A 15,040-nucleotide genomic window follows, 5' to 3' on the forward strand; every position below is an offset into this window, starting at 1 on the left:
CCCCCTAGTGGGGGAGAGGAACATGACGATGAGAACGACTAGACCGTCGGCGCCGCCGTCTCGTAGCCGAACTCCTTGTCCAGCGCGGCGATTTCGCGGCGAAACGCCATCCTGAGCGCGCTCTTATCGCTTTCGTCGAGCCACGAGCCTTCGACCGAGTTCAGGCTGAATTTGCGCGCCATGTCCGGCCCCCAGCCGATCGACTCGAACAGCGTCGTGAAGCCATGGCCGAGATCGGTCTCGAACATCGCCGGATCGTCGGTGTTGATGGTGACGTTCAGCCCGGCCTCGACCATGCGCCGGATGCGCTGCGGGCGGTGCGGCCGGTTGTGCACCAGGCTGGTCCAGGCGCAGGGCGTGAAGTAGAGCCCGTCGCGCCGCGCCTCGGCCATCACGAAGTCAGACGCCAGCATGTTGTAGCCGTGGTCGATGCGGTCGCATTGCAGCACGTCGCGGCAGATCAGGTAGTTGGTCGGCGGCGCCTCGACGAGCGTCTGGTTGTCCTCGCAGCAATGCGCCGTGCGATGCAGGCCAGCCCGCTTGGCCAGCGCATAGGCCTCGGCGAAGGTGGCGGGCGGCCCGGCACGCTCGGCGCCGTCGAGCCCAATGCCGACCACATGGTCGCGGCGATGGGCGATCGCGGTCTCGACGATCTCGACCGCCTGGGCCGGCGTGTTGGTCGAACGGTCGATGCAGCAGATCAGCAGGCTCGACACGCCGAACATCTTCTTCGCCGCCTCGATGCCTTCGATCATGCCGTCGACCATCGCCGGATAGTCGATGCCGTTGGGATAGAAGTAGTCGGGATTGAAGAAGAACTCGACGTGCCTGAGGTTGCCGTCGCGCACGGCATCCTCGACGTATTCGTAGACGGCGCGCGAGAAATCCTCGGGCGTGCGCAGCACCAGAGCAGTGAGCCGCAGCACATCCAGAAAGCCGTAGAAGTCCGGCCACTGGTAGAGCTTGTCGGCCGGCCGCGGCAGGGCCAGCCCGGCGCGTGCGGCCAGCTCGGCCACGGTCGTGGCGCGCAGCGTGCCGGCGAGATGGCAATGCAGCTCGGCCTTGGGAATGCGCCGCAGATAACCGTCGGCAACAGCCTTCGCCATGGTCGCCTCTTACTTCTTGTCGATGTTGTAGAGCAGCATCACCGGCGATTTCAGCACGCCCTGCAGGTTGTCGCGCCACGCCGACGGCGTCGTGAACTGCGCCAAGGGCAGGTAGAGCACCTGCTCGTAGGCCCGCGCCTGGATCTCGGCCGCGACTGCTTTGCGGGCGGCCTCATCCGGCGCCTTGGCGAACGTCAACCGCAGCTCCTCGGTCCGGGGATCGTTCGGCCAGCCCCAGGCCGACGCCGGATGGCCGACGGCCACCAGGAAGGGGTTGCTGAGCGGGTTGCCCTGGTCGGGCACAGAATTGGTCGTATGGGCGAGGTTCCAGCCGCCTTCGCTCACCGATTTGGTGTTGAGCCGGCGCGTGGCGAAGGTCTGGAAGTCCATCGCCTGCATCTCGACCTTGAAGCCGAGATCGACCAGCAGCTGGCGCGTGACATTGCCCAGCGCCGCGATGCCCGGCGCATTGGCGACATGCAGCATCACCAGCGGCTTCGACATGTCGACGCCCGCTTCCTTCAGCATCGCCTTGGCGGCGGCGACGTTGCGCGAGGGGATGCCGTTCTTGCTGTCGTAGGGCATGCCGCAGCCGAAGATGGCGGCGCAGTCGGTGGCGAAGCTGGGATCGCCCGCGACCACGGCGGCATACATCGAGCGGTCGATCGCGTGGGCCACCGCCTGGCGCACCTTGATGTTGTCGAAGGGCGGCTGCAGGTGATTCATGCGCATGATCGCCTGGAAGCCGAACTTGCTCACCACCTCGGCCTTGGCGTCGGACTTGGCGTCGAGCAACGGCAGCAGGTCGGCCGGCACGCGTTCGAGATAATCGACCTCGCCACGCAGCAACGCACTCACCTGGGTCTGGGCGTCGGGCATGCCCAGCATTTCCACGCGGTCGAGCTTGGCGATCTTGGCGCCCGACGCCCAGTTGGGCGGCTCGCCACGCGGCTTGTAGTCGGCGAATTTCTCCAGGACGATCTTCACGCCGGGTTCATGCAGGTCGGCGCGGAACTTGTAGGGACCGGAGCCCACGATCTCCTTCACCTGCTCGCTGCCCGGCGTCTTGGCGATGCGCTCCGGCATCATGAACGGCACCGGCGCGCCGACCTTGGCCAGGCTGTCGAGCACCATGCCGTAGGGCTCCTTCAGCACGAGCTTGAAAGTGCCGGCGTCCGTGGCCTCGAGCGAATCCAGGAAGCGCGTCAGCATCTGGCCCATGCTGTCGCGCGAGGCCCAGCGGCGGATCGAGGCGACGCAGTCGGCCGCGGTGACCGGCTGACCGTCGTGCCACTTGAGGCCGGGCCGCAGCACGAAGGTGTAGGTGAGTTTGTCGGGGCTCACGGTGTAGCTCTCGACCATCTGCGGCTTGGGCTCGAACTTGTCGTCGACGGCGAACAGCGTGTCGTAGATCAGGTAGCCGAGATCGCGTGTGGTGAACGACGTCGTGAAATGCGGATCGAGGATGCGCGACAGGGTTTCGGGCGCCACGCGCAGCACCGATTGCGCCTGCGAAGGCGTTCCGGCCAGCAGCGATGCGGCCGCGATTGCCACCAACGACCAGGAACGACGGATCGTCATGCTGTCCCCCAATGGCCTGAAAACGGCCCATCGCATGTAACACCCGGCCAGGGGAGAACTAGAAGCTCAACTTTGCGCACGCGCCGTCGCCTTTTTGAGGACGGTGCTATTTGACGGGCAGCCGCTGTAGTTGGTCTTTCAGATGATCCGCCACCATCGCCGCCGCCGGCGACAGGCGGACGTGCCGGTGCGCGATCAGCGACAGGCTCGATCCCCTGACATGGCGGTCGGCGAAGGGGATGTAGACGAACTCGCCGTCCAGAAGGTCGGAATGGATGTCCGGCAGCCCGAGCAGGGCGATCTGGCGGTGCTCGCGCACCAGCGTCTTCATCACCTCGATGGAATTGGTCGTCACCATCGTGGCGGGATGCAGCCCCGCCCGGCGCAGCGCCCTGTCGAGGATGCCGCGCGAGGTGAGAGAAGCATCGGGCAGGACGAAGCTGTGCCTGGCGCAGTCGGCCAGGCGGATCGACTTGCGGTTGGCCAGCGGATGGCCGCGCGCCACGACGATGCCCGGGTTCGACGGCACGCGGGCCAGGAACTGGATGTCGGGCTGGCGCGGTACGGCATAGCAGATGGCGAGGTCGAGCTTGCGGGCGACGAGCTGGCCCACGATCTGCTCGGTGCCGCCGATCTGGACGTCGAGCGAGACCTGGAAATGCCGCTCGGCCATGTGGGTCATCAAGCGCGAGACGACCGCGCGGCCGAAGCTTTCCATCAGGCCGATCGCGGCATGGCCGCTCATGGGGCTGCGCAGTTCCGCGAGGCTTTGCAGCGTCCGCGCATGATCGTGCTGCCAGCGCTCGACGTTGGCGACCAGCATGCGGCCGGCCTCGGTGAGGCGGAGGCCGCGCGGCAGCCGCTCGAACAATGGCGCGCCGTACTCGGCCTCGAGCTTCAGGATCTGGCGATTCACCGCCGAGGGCGACACGTTGAGCTGTACCGCGGCCCGCCGGATCGACCCGACTTTGGCGACGAGGCTCAGCCACGAGGCGGCCGGCGAGATCAAGGGCATGGCGTCATAAGAGCAGACGCCGCCGGATCAGGCCACGGCGCTCCACATTGTCCAGCGGTCCTTCTCGACGATCGGTCCGCCAGGAAGCCGCGTCTCGATGTAGAGGATCAGCCCGGCGAGCTCCTCGTCGCTGAGATCGTGGAGGATGGAGCGGCCGGTGCGCTCGGTCAGGTCCTGTTTCAGCTCCTGCCAGTCCTGGTGGACCTTGCGCACTTCCCAGAGCACGGACATCTCGACCTCGGCGAAGCCGGTTGCGTCGAGGGCGGCGCGGACCGCCGTGTCCGTCGGCCGGCGGTCCGTTTCGACCGCGAGCAGGCGCGGAAAGCATTCGAAGAAATAGCCTCGCAGGTGTTCCGGCGAGCCCGGCAGTTCGACGTCATCCGGCGTGCGGTCCTGCACGATCAAGGTCCCGCCGGGCGCCAGCACGCGGCGCGCTTCGGCAACGCATGGACTGTAGTCCTTCAGGTGATGGATCAGGGCACGCTGGAAGACGACGTCGGCCGAGGCTGGCGGCAGGCCGGTCGCCGTGGCATCGCCCTGCCGAAAGGAGATGTCAGTAAGCCCGGCGGCCTGCTCGCGCGCGGCATCGACCATCGCCTGCGAGAAGTCGACGCCCGTGACGGTCCGAGCGCCAAGCTCGTGCCAGGCCCGGGAGTAGATGCCGCCGCCGCAGCCGATGTCGGCAACGCGCCTGCCGGAAGGCTCGACAATCCGTTGGATGGCTGCCTTCCAGCCGTCATCGGCGTGCCGGCTGGCATAGGTGCCGCGATTTGCTTGGGAATGAAAATCGATCGCCATGGGACGATCGTAGCCAGGATGGCAGTGATCTCAAATATATGGCTCAGCCCGCCGCCATATCTTCTTCATATGATCTTTTCCAGCGCCGCGACGAAGCGGTCGAGCTCGTCCTCGGTGTTGTAGACATGCACCGAGGCGCGCATCACGTTCAGCAGGCCGCGGCCCTTGAGATCGAGGCGCGAGGAGAACTGGGTCGAGACGGTGACGTTGATCGCCTGCTCGCGCAGCCTGGCCTTCAGCTCGTTGTGGTCCTTGCCCTCGACCGCGAAGGTCACGATGGCGCCCTTCACCTTGCCGAGATCGGTGAGCTTGACGCCCTTCAGGGTCGCGAGCCGCTCGCGCAGGCCGTCGGCCAGTTCGCGCAGGCGGGCCCAGATCGGCTCCATGCCGAGCTCGTTGATCTGGTCGGCGGCGACCTTCAGTCCGATGACGCCGGCGAAATAACGTTCCCAGTTCTCGAAGCGCCGTGCGTCGTCGCGCACGGTGTAGGCGTTGTCGTCGGTCCACTTGGCGGCGTGGTTGTCGAGCAGCAGCGGCTCGATCTGGCTCGTGGTCGCGCGCTTGGCATAGAGGAAGCCGGTGCCGCGCGGAGCGCGCATGTACTTGCGGCCGGTCACCGACAGGAAGTCGCAGCCGACCTTGGTGACGTCGACCGGCAATTGGCCGACCGACTGGCAGGCGTCGAGAAGGTAGAGGATCCCGGCATCGTTGGTGATCTTGCCGACGGCCTCGGCCGGCTGCACCAGCCCGCCCTGGGTCGGCACATGCGAGATCGACACCAGCTTGGTGCGCTTGTCGATCGCCCGCTCCAGCGCGCCGAGGTCGATCTGGCCGTAGTTGTCGTCGGGCACGACGACGATCTCCGCGCCGGTCTTCCTGGCGACCTGCAGGTAGGAGATGTAGTTCGATGAATATTCGCTGACGCAGGTCAGGATGCGGTCGCCCGGCTTGAAATCGAGGGAATAGAAGGCGAGGTCCCAGGCCCGGGTGGCGTTCTCGACAAAGGCGATCTCGTCGGCCTTGGCGCCGATCAGCTTGGCCACCGCGGGATAGAAGCCCTCCAGGTCGTCATGCGCCTTGGCGGCCGCCTCGTAGCCGCCGATTTCGGCTTCCAGCTGCAGATGGTTCACGGTGGCGTCGAGTGTGCGCTGGCTGGGCAGGGCGGAGCCGGCGGCATTGAGGTGCAGGACGTGGGCGCAGCCGGGCGTCTCGGCGCGCAGCCGGGCAAGATCGAGGGTCACGTCAGAAGCTCCTCTGTTGTATGATCGGGTGCATGTCGTTGTCCGGCACCGTGTTGCGTTTCGTCCTGCCTAGAGCGGCGCCCGAGCCGGAGCAACTGACCATTGTTCATGCAGGCGATACCCTGCCCGTGACCTTCGTGCGCAGCGGCCGCGCCCGCCGCGCCTCGCTGCGCGTCGACGTGGCCCATCGCCGGGTCGTGCTGACCGCTCCCCTGCGCATGGCCCGCGGCACCGCCGTGGGTTTCGCCGAGTCCCAGGCCGGCTGGATCGCCGCCCGGCTAAAGCGCCTGCCGGACCGGCGGCCGTTCGCCGACGGCGCCGAAGTGCCGCTGTTCGGCGAGCCGCACCTCATCCGCCATCGCGCCGACAGGCGCGGCACGGTGTGGCGCGAGCCGGGCGAGATCCATGTCGCCGGCCAGCCCGAGCATTTGCCGCGCCGGCTGCGCGACTGGCTGACCGCCGAGCTGCGCCATCGCCTGGTGCCGCTGGTCCACGCCAAGGCCGGGCGCGTCGAACGGCCGGTGAAGCGCATCAGCGTGCGCGACAGCCGCTCGCGCTGGGGGAGCTGCGGGCCGGACGGCGCCCTGTCGTTCTCCTGGCGCCTGGTCTTCGCACCGCCGGAAGTGCTGGATTACCTGGTGGCGCACGAGGTCGCTCATCTCGTGCACCTCAACCACGGCCCGCGCTTCTGGGCGCTGGCGCGCAGCCTGTGCGACGGCCCGATGGAGCCGCCGCAGGCGTGGCTGAAGGCCAACGGCGAGACGCTGCTGCAGTACGGCGCCTGACTACTCCGCCGCGACCTTCGCCCGCTCGCTGTTCAGCACAGCCGCCGCCTCCTTGGCCACCACCGTGCCTTCGAAGAAGCTCGGGTTCTGCTGGCCCCACAGGCGCACGGCGTTGGTGAAGGTGAAGTCGCGGAAGTCGTCGGGCGTGATCAGCTCGTCCTCGACCAGCTCGTGCGCTTCGGGCACCGGGCTCAGCATGTCGGGCACGTCGAAGTGGCCGATGTCGGAGCTGAAGATCGCGTTGATGCGTGCGCCGAACGGGTTGGCCCGGCCGAACGCCGTGACGTTCATGCGGTCGTCAGCCTCGCAGCCGAAGTAGTAGGGCCGGGCGTAGAGGTCGACCCAGTCCTCCTTGCGCGTGATCTTGCAGGCGGCGAAGTCGTCGAGCACCGGCATGCCGCCGGTCGCCTCGTCCTCCTCCTTGGAGGGCCAGCCGTCGCGCTTGTCAAGCTCGGCGGCGATCTCCTCGTAGCCGTACTTGTCGACCAGGCTCTTGAGCATCTTTCGGTCGAGCTTCTTGGGATCCATGTAGGCGATGCCCTTGGCGCCGCGCCGCTCCCAGTGCTCGATCAGGTCGGCGAAGAGCTGGCAGCCCCAGCCCACGCCGCCCTCGAGGAAGGCGAAGTTGAGATCGGGGAAGCGCCGCGTCACGCCGCCCAGGAACAGGCCCTTGGCGATCGAATGCCCGGCCGCCGCGAAGTGGCCGATGTGGTTGAAGGTGAAGTTGCTCGGCGAATTGCGCAGGCCAAAGCCGCGGCCGCCGGCATGGAAGGTGGGCGCGATGCGCAGCTCGCGGCACTTCTGCCAGACCAGGTCGTAGTCATGCTCGCTGTCGATGCCGAGGTTCTCATAGGTGACGGCGAAGCGGCCGACCGTCGGGTCGAGATCCTTGGCCATCGGTATCCGGCGCGGCACGCCGCCGCCGAACATGCCGACCTTGCTGCCGAGCTCCTTGGTGCAGAACTCGAGCTCGGCGATCGCTTCCTCGGCCGTGAACATCGGGATCACGGCAGCCGGCGACAGCCGGTCCGAGAGCTTGGCGAAGTATTCGTGGGTGACGATGTTGAAGCCGCGCACCACGGCGCGCCTGGTCTCGTCGTCGGGAATGCGCGGGATGCTGAGGCCGGCGGTCGGATAGATCACGCCGAAATCGATGCCGAGCTCGTCGAGACGGTCATAGAGCATGCGCGGCATCATCGCGGTGGCGCGATCGCGCGTGTTGGTGGTCTGGCGGCTCCAGTAGCCTTCCATGGCGATGCCGCGCTGCTTGCGCTCGGCGATCGAAAGGTTGAGCGCGTCGGGAATGCGGCGCTGCGAGGCAAGGAAGCCGTCGCCGGCCTTGTCGCCTGCGACCTTGCGCATGCGCTCGGCGAAGACCGGGCCGTACTCGATCCAATGGCCGTCGGCGTCGATGATGGGATGCTTTACGCTGGAACGAACTTCTGCGGGGCTGCGATGAGAACTCATGCCGGCCTCCTGGGAGCTGTCGATTCGCCAGATTAGCCCGCAAACGCTAATCCCGTCGGCGTGGCCGCGCAACCGCCGGTCGCTGGATCACACTCGCTGTCATCTCTTCCGGACCGCGCGCATCCTGCGCGCTCAAGCTCATGAGCGCGCTGGAAGCGCGCGGTCCGGAAGACCATGAGCTTGGGATGACAGCAATTTCGTAATTGCTGAATTGCGAAATTGGCTTAGCCGAATCGACCAGGATCGCAGGCCTGCAATGTCGAAGGCAGATCCTCGCCCATCATCTGGCGTGCGATCAGACGGCCCGTCGCGGTGGCGAGCGTCAGCCCGACATGCTGATGGCCGTAGCCGCAATAGACATTGGCAAGCCGGGGCGCGCGGCCGATCGCCGGGCGGAAGTCGGGTAGGGTCGGCCGCTCGCCGATCCAGCGGCTCTGCTCGGCGCCGCCGACGCCAGGGAAGATGTCCTTGAGGTGCCGCACCAATATATCGGCGCGGTGCCACGACGGCGGCTGGTGCGGGGCGGCGAGCTCGACGGTGCCGGCCACCCGCAGGCCCTCCTCCATCGGCGTGATCATGAAGCCGCGCTCGGCCGGACTCACCGGCAATTCGAATCGCACATTGTCGGGCGCCAGCATGACGTGATAGCCGCGCTCGGCGACCAGCGGCGCATTGAAGCCCAGCAGTCGCGTCAGCTCGCCCGAGGCGCGGCCGGCCGCGATGACCACGGCCTTGGCGGGCAGGCTCTGGTCGGTGATCTCGACCGAGGTCACGCGATTGCCGTCGCGGCCGAAGCCACGCACGCGGCCACGCAGCAGGGTGCCGCCTTCGGCCGTGAAGCGCTCGGCCAAGGACGTCACCACTTTGTAAGGGTTGATGGTGTGCATGCCGTGCGAGTAGTAGACGCCGCGCACGATGTGCTCGCTCAAGCCCGGCGCCAGCTCGCGCGCGCGGTTGCCGTCGACGATCTCGAACACCGTGCCCTTGGTCTGCTGCAGTGCACGTTCCTCCGCGCCCGACGCGAAGGCCTGTTCACTTTCGTAGACGTAGAGGGCGCCTTGCGTGCGGAAGAGCTCGCCCAGGCCCGACGCCTGGATCTCGGCCTTCCAGGCGATGTTCGCCTCGGCCATCAGCGGCCCAAACGAATCGACGCCCTTCTGGACCTCCTTCTGGCTGTAGGCGGCGAGCGCGAACCGCGCCATCCAGGGCAGCAGGGCCGGGATGCTGGGCGGATGGACGGTGAGCGGCCCGTTGCGGTCCATCAGCATCTGCGGCACGCGCTTCAGGGTCGACGGCCGGGCCAGCGGCAGGACGTGGTCGATGGCGATGAAGCCGGCATTGCCGTAGGACGTGGCCCGGCCGGGCTCGCCGCTGTCGATCAGGGTGACGGCATGGCCCTCACGCTGCAGGGCGCGGGCGGTCGCGGTGCCGACGATGCCGGCGCCGATAATGATGACAGGCTGGTCGTTCATCGAGCGAGATTAGCTCGCTTTGTGCGGCGCTTCACAGATCGGTAGAAGAGCCCGCGCTTGGCGCCCGACCAGTCTACAACTTCCGGAATATCAGCCGTGTCGATATGGGCCTCTGGCAAGGCCGCCAACGCCTTTAGTTCGGCGTGTCGCTGAGCGACGGGGCTGCGGGATTTCGCCTTTCTCATTCGTTCTCTTTTGGTGCCTGGCAAATGCAGGGACAAGGACGATTCCAAGTCGAAGTTGTGCAGCCTAGCGGAGAATATGCCACCGGAGCAGCGCGATTGATTTGCCGCCGCAAATGACTATTTACGGGGCCATGTCCCCACAATCCGAAACTTCCTCCGGGCCGGGCTGGCACGCCACGACCATTCTGTCCGTCCGCAAGGGCGGTCAGGTGGTGATGGCGGGCGATGGCCAGGTCTCGATGGGCCAGACCATCGTCAAGGGCAACGCCAAGAAGGTGCGCCGGCTGGGCAATGGCCAGATCGTCTCGGGCTTCGCCGGCTCGACGGCCGATGCCTTCACCCTGTTCGAGCGCCTCGAGAGCAAGCTCGAGCGCCATCCCGGCCAGCTGCTGCGCGCCTGCATCGAGCTCGCCAAGGACTGGCGCACCGACCGCTACCTGCGCCGGCTGGAAGCGATGATGGCGGTGGCCGACAAGGACGTGTCGCTGCTGCTATCGGGCTCGGGCGACGTGCTGGAGCCCGAGGGCGGCATCATCGCCATCGGCTCGGGCGGCAACTATGCGCTGGCCGCGGCGCGGGCGCTGATCGACGTCGATGGCCTCGATGCCGAGGCGATCGCCCGCAGGGCGATGGGCATCGCCGCCGACATCTGCGTCTACACCAACCACAACCTCGTCATCGAAAAACTCTGAGTGAAATGAGCAACGACTTTTCCCCCCGCGAGATCGTTTCCGAGCTCGACAAGCACATCGTCGGCCAGCAGGACGCCAAGCGCGCCGTCGCCATCGCGCTGCGCAACCGTTGGCGCCGCCTGCAGCTGCCCGAGGCACTGCGCGAAGAGGTGCTGCCCAAGAACATCCTGATGATCGGGCCGACCGGCTGCGGCAAGACCGAGATCGCGCGGCGCCTGGCAAAGCTCGCCGACGCGCCGTTCCTCAAGGTCGAGGCGACCAAGTTCACAGAAGTCGGCTACGTCGGCCGTGACGTCGAGCAGATCGCGCGCGACCTGATGGAAAGCGCCATAGACATGGCGCGCGAGCGGCTGCGCAAGGACGTGCGCGCCAAGGCCGAGCTTGCCGCCGAGGACCGCGTGCTCGATGCCTTGTGCGGCAGCGGCGCCAGCGAGGAGACGCGCCTGCGCTTCCGCCACAAGCTGCGCGCTGGCGAGCTCAACGAGCGCGAGATCGAGGTCGAGGTCGCCGATTCAGGCGCCCCCATGCAGTTCGAGGTGCCGGGCCAGCCCGGCGCGTCGGTCGGCATGATCAATATCGGCGACATGCTGGGCAAGGCGTTCGGCGGGCGCACCAAGAAGCGCAAGCTGACCGTGGCCGAGTCCTACGAGACGCTGATGCGCGAGGAAAGCGACAAGCTCCTGGACCAGGAGAAGGTCGTGCGCGAGGCGCGCGACTCGGTCGAGCAGAACGGCATCGTGTTCATCGACGAGATCGACAAGATCACCGCCCGCAGCGAGTTCCGCGGCGGCGGCGACGTCAGCCGCGAGGGCGTGCAGCGCGACCTGCTGCCGCTGATCGAGGGCACGACGGTGAACACCAAGCACGGGCCGGTGAAGACCGACCATGTGCTGTTCATCTGCTCCGGCGCGTTCCATCTTGCCAAGCCGTCGGACATGCTGCCCGAATTGCAGGGTCGCCTGCCGATCCGCGTCAGCCTGGCGTCGCTCAACCAGGAGGATTTCCGCCGCATCCTGACGGAGCCCGAGGCGAGCCTGGTGAAGCAGTACAAGGCGCTGCTGGCGACCGAGAAGGTCGAGCTCGAGTTCAAGCCCGACGCCATCGACGAGCTCGCCAAGCTCTCGGCCGACATCAACGAGACCGTCGAGAACATCGGCGCCCGCCGCCTGCACACGGTGATGGAGAAGCTGCTGGAAGAGATCAGTTTCACCGCCTCCGACAGCCCGGGCAAGAAGATCGAGATCGACGCGGCCTACGTGCGCGAGCGCGTCGGCGCGCTGGCGAAGAACGCGGATCTCAGCAAGTTCGTGCTCTGATCCGTCAGCGAGGCGAAGCCAGATTCCCGACGGCGTAGCTCTCATCCGCCGTCGAACCGGCATTCCTCACGATCAGCTTGGGCGTGCCCTGGTGAAACAAGGCACCACTGATCATCTCGGACTGGCCCGCTCGATACGGCCCCGCCAGGACCTTGCCATCCCAGGCAAGGTGGCGGGCCTGTCTTTCGTCATCTTCAACGGCAATGAAGCTCAGGCCATCGGGCGCAACGACGATGCGGCCCACAGCACCAAGTTCCGAGGCCTTGAAAGGCAGCTGCTGGACAGCGCCGTCGCGGGAAAGGCGCGCGACGGTACCGTCGGCCAGGCCAATGGCGAAGCCGGTGCCGTCAGGCAATGGCGCAACGCTTTGGGCCGCCAGGGCCACGCGGCGAATGCTTTTGTCCGCCGGATAGGCAAGCCATACCGCCGACCCTTCTTCTGCAGCGGCGATCGCATCGCCATTCGTTGAAACAGCGAGGCCGGAGAGCCTGCGGCCCGCAACCTGTTCGCCCGCCTTGAGGGCAATGGCGTCGGCCTCGGTGCCATCCCTCGACCAACTACGCAAGGTCTTGTCGGATCCTTCCGCGACGATTCGGCTGCCATTGGCGGCGACCGCGACGAGCGGCCCTCCTGGCGGCGAGAGCGCGGTGCCCCACGCCCGCGTGCTCAGCTGCGAAATCACGCTGAGCGCGTCCGAACCAAGCGCCGCGAGGATGGCGCCGTCTGCTGACAAGGCGACGAATCCACGGTTGTCCCGCCCGCCTGACTGAATCCGGCGGATGAACTTGCCCTCCTTGGTGTAGAGGTCGAGCCAGCCAGCCTGCTCCGCAGCCACGATCACTTCGTCTTTCGCCCCCGGCACCGCGAGGCCGAGACTGTAATTCTCGAGCCGGACGGGCTTTGTCAGTCGCTTGCCCTCCAGGGACCACAGCGTGATCTGATCGCCTGCCAGAAGAGCGATCTCGCGTCCGCCTGCCAGCCGCGCGCACCAGTCCGCCGAAACATCCGGGTCACCGAATCTGGTGGAGGCGAGTGATTTCATGCGGACCAGAGCCGGCGCTTCCATCCCGTAGAGGATCACGGCGTCGCCGCCGTCGACGAATTCGACCTTGCTCGCCCCGAAATTGGCAGGTTTCAGGCGATGGCCATTGGAATCGAAAATCGTCGTCACCATCGGGCCAGGGCCCCAGCTGACCGCGAAGCGATCGCCGCGCGGTGACCATGTCAGCTTGAAGAGAGCGCCGATGTCCTGATCGGCCGGTGTCAGGTCGCGATTGATCGTCTTGAGGTCGAGTGTGCGCTGGATCGCGCCGTCGTTGGAGCGCCAGGTCGCCACCCAATCGTCGACGATGGTCACCAAGCCACCATCAGGGCGGAACGCAAAGGTGAACTGCCTGTCGGCTGCGACTCCGAACGTCGTGCGCAATGCGAGCCGTCTCGCCGTTCCGGATCCTTCGACCGACAGCAAAGCCAGCCAGCCGCGGTCACTGCTGGCGGCGATCCGATCGCCCTTCGGCGATACCGCCAGTTCCGTGATGGCGCCGACGGGGCTGCGCAACGGTTCGCCAAGTGCACGGCCGGCTTCATCCAGCAGGAACAGGGACGTAACGGGTTTGCTGGCGGCAGGGGTGTCGGTGGTGCTGTACACGATGAACGCGCCGTCGGGCGCCACGGCAAAATTCTCGACGCCCGGTGGCCCGAACGGCGTGATTGAAACCTTGGCGGTGGCGCGATCGAAGTGCGCACGCAGAAGGCGCTTCTCGACGTGCCTGCTGTAAACGGCGATCACGTCGGCATCCGCCGCCGCCGCGACGCGCGTTTCCTGGCCAACGGCCTGCGCGGCCAACATGAACAGGCCGAGGGCGGCGGCCATCAGGCGGAGTATCGGGATCACGGCGGCAACAGTGCCGCGGTAACCCAGCTAGAGGCAATACGCCGCGATCAGATCGATCAGATACGCCGGGCCGTTCAGGCCCCACATCACGAACGACACCGCGACCGCGGCGACCAGCAGGGAGGTGGCGCCCCAGAGGACGACGGAGCGCCACCCCTCGGTCATGGTCACGCCGGCTGCGCCACGGCAGCGGCCGGCCGCGCGAGCCGCTCCTCGACGATCGGCCAGTGCAGCAGGGCCGAGACGAGGCCGAGCGCGATCGAGATCCACCACATCATGTCGTAGTTGCCCTGCAGGTCGTACAGCCTGCCGCCGCCCCAGCCGCCGAAGAAGCTGCCGACCTGGTGCCCGAAGAACACGATGCCGTTCAGCATGGTGAGATGGACTGGCCCGAAGATGTAGCCGACCAGCGACGTGGTGAGAGGCACGGTGCCCAGCCACAGGAAGCCGAGCGCTGCCGCGAAGATCAGCACCGAAGCCGCCGACAGGGGCGCCAGCACGAAGCCCAGGAAAACCAGCGAGCGCAGCAGGTAGAGTAGCGTGAGCAGGTTCTTGCGCTTGTACTTGCCGCCCATCGAGCTCCACAGGATGGCGCCGGCGATGTTGAACAGCCCGACCATGCCGATCGCCCAGCCGCCGAGCTCAGCCGGCGACAGGTTGATGCCGAACAGCGAGAGCCCGATGCCCTTGTCGGAGATGTAGGCCGGCAGGTGGCCGCCGACGAAGGCGACGTGGAAGCCGCAGACGAAATAGCCGATCACCAGCAGGACGTAGCTCCTCTGGGCGAAGGCCTCGGACAGCGCCTCGCCGGTCGATTGCTTGCCGCCGCCCGCTCTGCGGCTGGCCGCGATCTGCTGGCTGTCGTTGAGGCCGGCCGCCAGGAAGATCATCAGCACGGCAATGCCCGTCAGCGCCCACATGGTGGGCCGCCAGTCGCCGAAATAGTTCTGTAGGACCGCCGCCAGCGGCACGATGAAGAACTGGCCGAACGAGCCACCGGCCGAGCAGATGCCGACCGCCAGCGCCGCCTTGGCGGGCGGCGCCACGCGCAGGATCACGCCCAGCACGGGACCGAAGGAGGCGGCCGACAGGCCGACGCCGACCAGGATGTTGCCCAGCACCAGCATGAAGCCGTCATGCATGACGGCCGTCACCACCATGCCCAGCACGTAGATCACGCCGCCGCCGGCTATCGTGATGGCTGAGCCGAAACGGTCGCACAGCCGGCCGGACAAGGGCGCCACGGCACCCATCAGCAGCATGGAAAGCGCGGTGCCGAAGGAAAACAACTCGCGGCCGACATGCAATTCGGCCGAAACAGGCTTCAGGAAGATGCCGAAGCTCTGGCGTACGCCCAAACCGATAGTGAGGACGAGGAAACCGCACCAAACGGCGGTCCAGTAGGAACGGGAGGTCATCGGGGCAACTTGCGGTCGAGGGGAGGGGCTGACAAGGCGTTCGCCTTGGGTCTTTCCATAGAATTACTTC

Annotated in this window: 13 protein-coding genes; 3 read left to right on the forward strand and 10 right to left on the reverse strand. The window is 66.8% G+C overall.

Features of this window, described 5'->3' with window-relative positions:
* Positions 1-38: 38 nt before the first annotated feature.
* The 5 genes from add to RSO01_RS29710 form a co-directional block, all read right to left on the reverse strand.
* Positions 39-1,106: an adenosine deaminase gene (gene add, locus RSO01_RS29690; protein WP_147154184.1), complete on the reverse strand. Its 1,068-nt coding sequence runs from the start codon at positions 1,104-1,106 to the stop codon at positions 39-41.
* Between the two features lie 9 nt (positions 1,107-1,115).
* On the reverse strand, positions 1,116-2,687 hold the full coding sequence (locus tag RSO01_RS29695) for an ABC transporter substrate-binding protein (RefSeq protein WP_170303446.1): 1,572 nt from the start codon (positions 2,685-2,687) through the stop codon (positions 1,116-1,118).
* Positions 2,688-2,793: 106 nt separating this feature from the next.
* Positions 2,794-3,702, reverse strand: a complete 909-nt coding sequence (locus tag RSO01_RS29700) for a LysR family transcriptional regulator (protein ID WP_147154186.1) — start codon at positions 3,700-3,702, stop codon at positions 2,794-2,796.
* 27 nt (positions 3,703-3,729) lie between these two features.
* Positions 3,730-4,500: a class I SAM-dependent methyltransferase gene (locus tag RSO01_RS29705; RefSeq protein ID WP_147154187.1), complete on the reverse strand. Its 771-nt coding sequence runs from the start codon at positions 4,498-4,500 to the stop codon at positions 3,730-3,732.
* 65 nt (positions 4,501-4,565) lie between these two features.
* Entirely contained in the window at positions 4,566-5,741 is a 1,176-nt protein-coding gene (locus RSO01_RS29710) for an aminotransferase class V-fold PLP-dependent enzyme (RefSeq protein ID WP_147154188.1), read from the reverse strand.
* Positions 5,742-5,773: 32 nt separating this feature from the next.
* Between RSO01_RS29710 and RSO01_RS29715 the strand changes: the two genes are divergently transcribed.
* A complete protein-coding gene (locus tag RSO01_RS29715) occupies positions 5,774-6,526 on the forward strand; it encodes a M48 family metallopeptidase (protein WP_147154189.1) in 753 nt (250 codons plus the stop codon).
* Here RSO01_RS29715 and RSO01_RS29720 read toward each other — a convergent pair whose 3' ends face one another.
* Both RSO01_RS29720 and RSO01_RS29725 read right to left on the reverse strand, forming a co-directional pair.
* Positions 6,527-7,993, reverse strand: a complete 1,467-nt coding sequence (locus RSO01_RS29720; protein ID WP_147154190.1) for an amidohydrolase family protein — start codon at positions 7,991-7,993, stop codon at positions 6,527-6,529.
* 224 nt (positions 7,994-8,217) lie between these two features.
* Positions 8,218-9,465: an NAD(P)/FAD-dependent oxidoreductase gene (locus RSO01_RS29725; protein ID WP_147154191.1), complete on the reverse strand. Its 1,248-nt coding sequence runs from the start codon at positions 9,463-9,465 to the stop codon at positions 8,218-8,220.
* Positions 9,466-9,781: 316 nt separating this feature from the next.
* Between RSO01_RS29725 and hslV the strand changes: the two genes are divergently transcribed.
* Both hslV and hslU read left to right on the forward strand, forming a co-directional pair.
* Positions 9,782-10,342, forward strand: coding sequence for an ATP-dependent protease subunit HslV (gene hslV / locus RSO01_RS29730; RefSeq protein WP_147154192.1), 561 nt, complete (start codon positions 9,782-9,784; stop codon positions 10,340-10,342).
* A 5-nt stretch (positions 10,343-10,347) separates the two neighbouring features.
* Positions 10,348-11,658 (forward strand): ATP-dependent protease ATPase subunit HslU, encoded by a 1,311-nt coding sequence (hslU, locus tag RSO01_RS29735; protein ID WP_147154193.1) that lies wholly within the window; start codon positions 10,348-10,350, stop codon positions 11,656-11,658.
* 4 nt (positions 11,659-11,662) lie between these two features.
* Here the strand turns inward: hslU and RSO01_RS29740 are convergent, their stop codons facing one another.
* From RSO01_RS29740 to RSO01_RS29745, 3 genes are read right to left on the reverse strand one after another with little or no spacing between them, the layout of a single operon-like run.
* Entirely contained in the window at positions 11,663-13,531 is a 1,869-nt protein-coding gene (locus tag RSO01_RS29740) for a WD40 repeat domain-containing protein (protein ID WP_147154194.1), read from the reverse strand.
* Positions 13,532-13,579: 48 nt separating this feature from the next.
* Positions 13,580-13,723: a hypothetical protein gene (locus tag RSO01_RS47585; RefSeq protein ID WP_170303447.1), complete on the reverse strand. Its 144-nt coding sequence runs from the start codon at positions 13,721-13,723 to the stop codon at positions 13,580-13,582.
* The gene (locus RSO01_RS29745; RefSeq protein WP_147154195.1) at positions 13,720-14,970 is read right to left on the reverse strand and encodes an MFS transporter; all 1,251 of its coding nucleotides are present in this window, start codon (positions 14,968-14,970) and stop codon (positions 13,720-13,722) included. The genes RSO01_RS47585 and RSO01_RS29745 overlap by 4 nt, the downstream gene beginning before the upstream one ends.
* Positions 14,971-15,040: the final 70 nt, after the last annotated feature.

The sequence above is a fragment of the Reyranella soli genome (assembly GCF_007992495.1).
Taxonomy (GTDB): domain Bacteria; phylum Pseudomonadota; class Alphaproteobacteria; order Reyranellales; family Reyranellaceae; genus Reyranella; species Reyranella soli.

Excerpts from the sequence above, each read along its gene's own strand:
- add (WP_147154184.1), bottom strand. The coding sequence starts at position 1,106 with ATGGCGAAGGCTGTTGCCGACGGTTATCTGCGGCGCATTCCCAAGGCC.
- RSO01_RS29695 (WP_170303446.1), bottom strand. The coding sequence starts at position 2,687 with ATGACGATCCGTCGTTCCTGGTCGTTGGTGGCAATCGCGGCCGCATCG.
- RSO01_RS29700 (WP_147154186.1), bottom strand. The coding sequence starts at position 3,702 with ATGCCCTTGATCTCGCCGGCCGCCTCGTGGCTGAGCCTCGTCGCCAAA.
- RSO01_RS29705 (WP_147154187.1), bottom strand. The coding sequence starts at position 4,500 with ATGGCGATCGATTTTCATTCCCAAGCAAATCGCGGCACCTATGCCAGC.
- RSO01_RS29715 (WP_147154189.1), top strand. The coding sequence starts at position 5,774 with ATGTCGTTGTCCGGCACCGTGTTGCGTTTCGTCCTGCCTAGAGCGGCG.
- RSO01_RS29720 (WP_147154190.1), bottom strand. The coding sequence starts at position 7,993 with ATGAGTTCTCATCGCAGCCCCGCAGAAGTTCGTTCCAGCGTAAAGCAT.
- RSO01_RS29725 (WP_147154191.1), bottom strand. The coding sequence starts at position 9,465 with ATGAACGACCAGCCTGTCATCATTATCGGCGCCGGCATCGTCGGCACC.
- hslV (WP_147154192.1), top strand. The coding sequence starts at position 9,782 with ATGTCCCCACAATCCGAAACTTCCTCCGGGCCGGGCTGGCACGCCACG.
- hslU (WP_147154193.1), top strand. The coding sequence starts at position 10,348 with ATGAGCAACGACTTTTCCCCCCGCGAGATCGTTTCCGAGCTCGACAAG.
- RSO01_RS29740 (WP_147154194.1), bottom strand. The coding sequence starts at position 13,531 with ATGGCCGCCGCCCTCGGCCTGTTCATGTTGGCCGCGCAGGCCGTTGGC.
- RSO01_RS29745 (WP_147154195.1), bottom strand. The coding sequence starts at position 14,970 with ATGACCTCCCGTTCCTACTGGACCGCCGTTTGGTGCGGTTTCCTCGTC.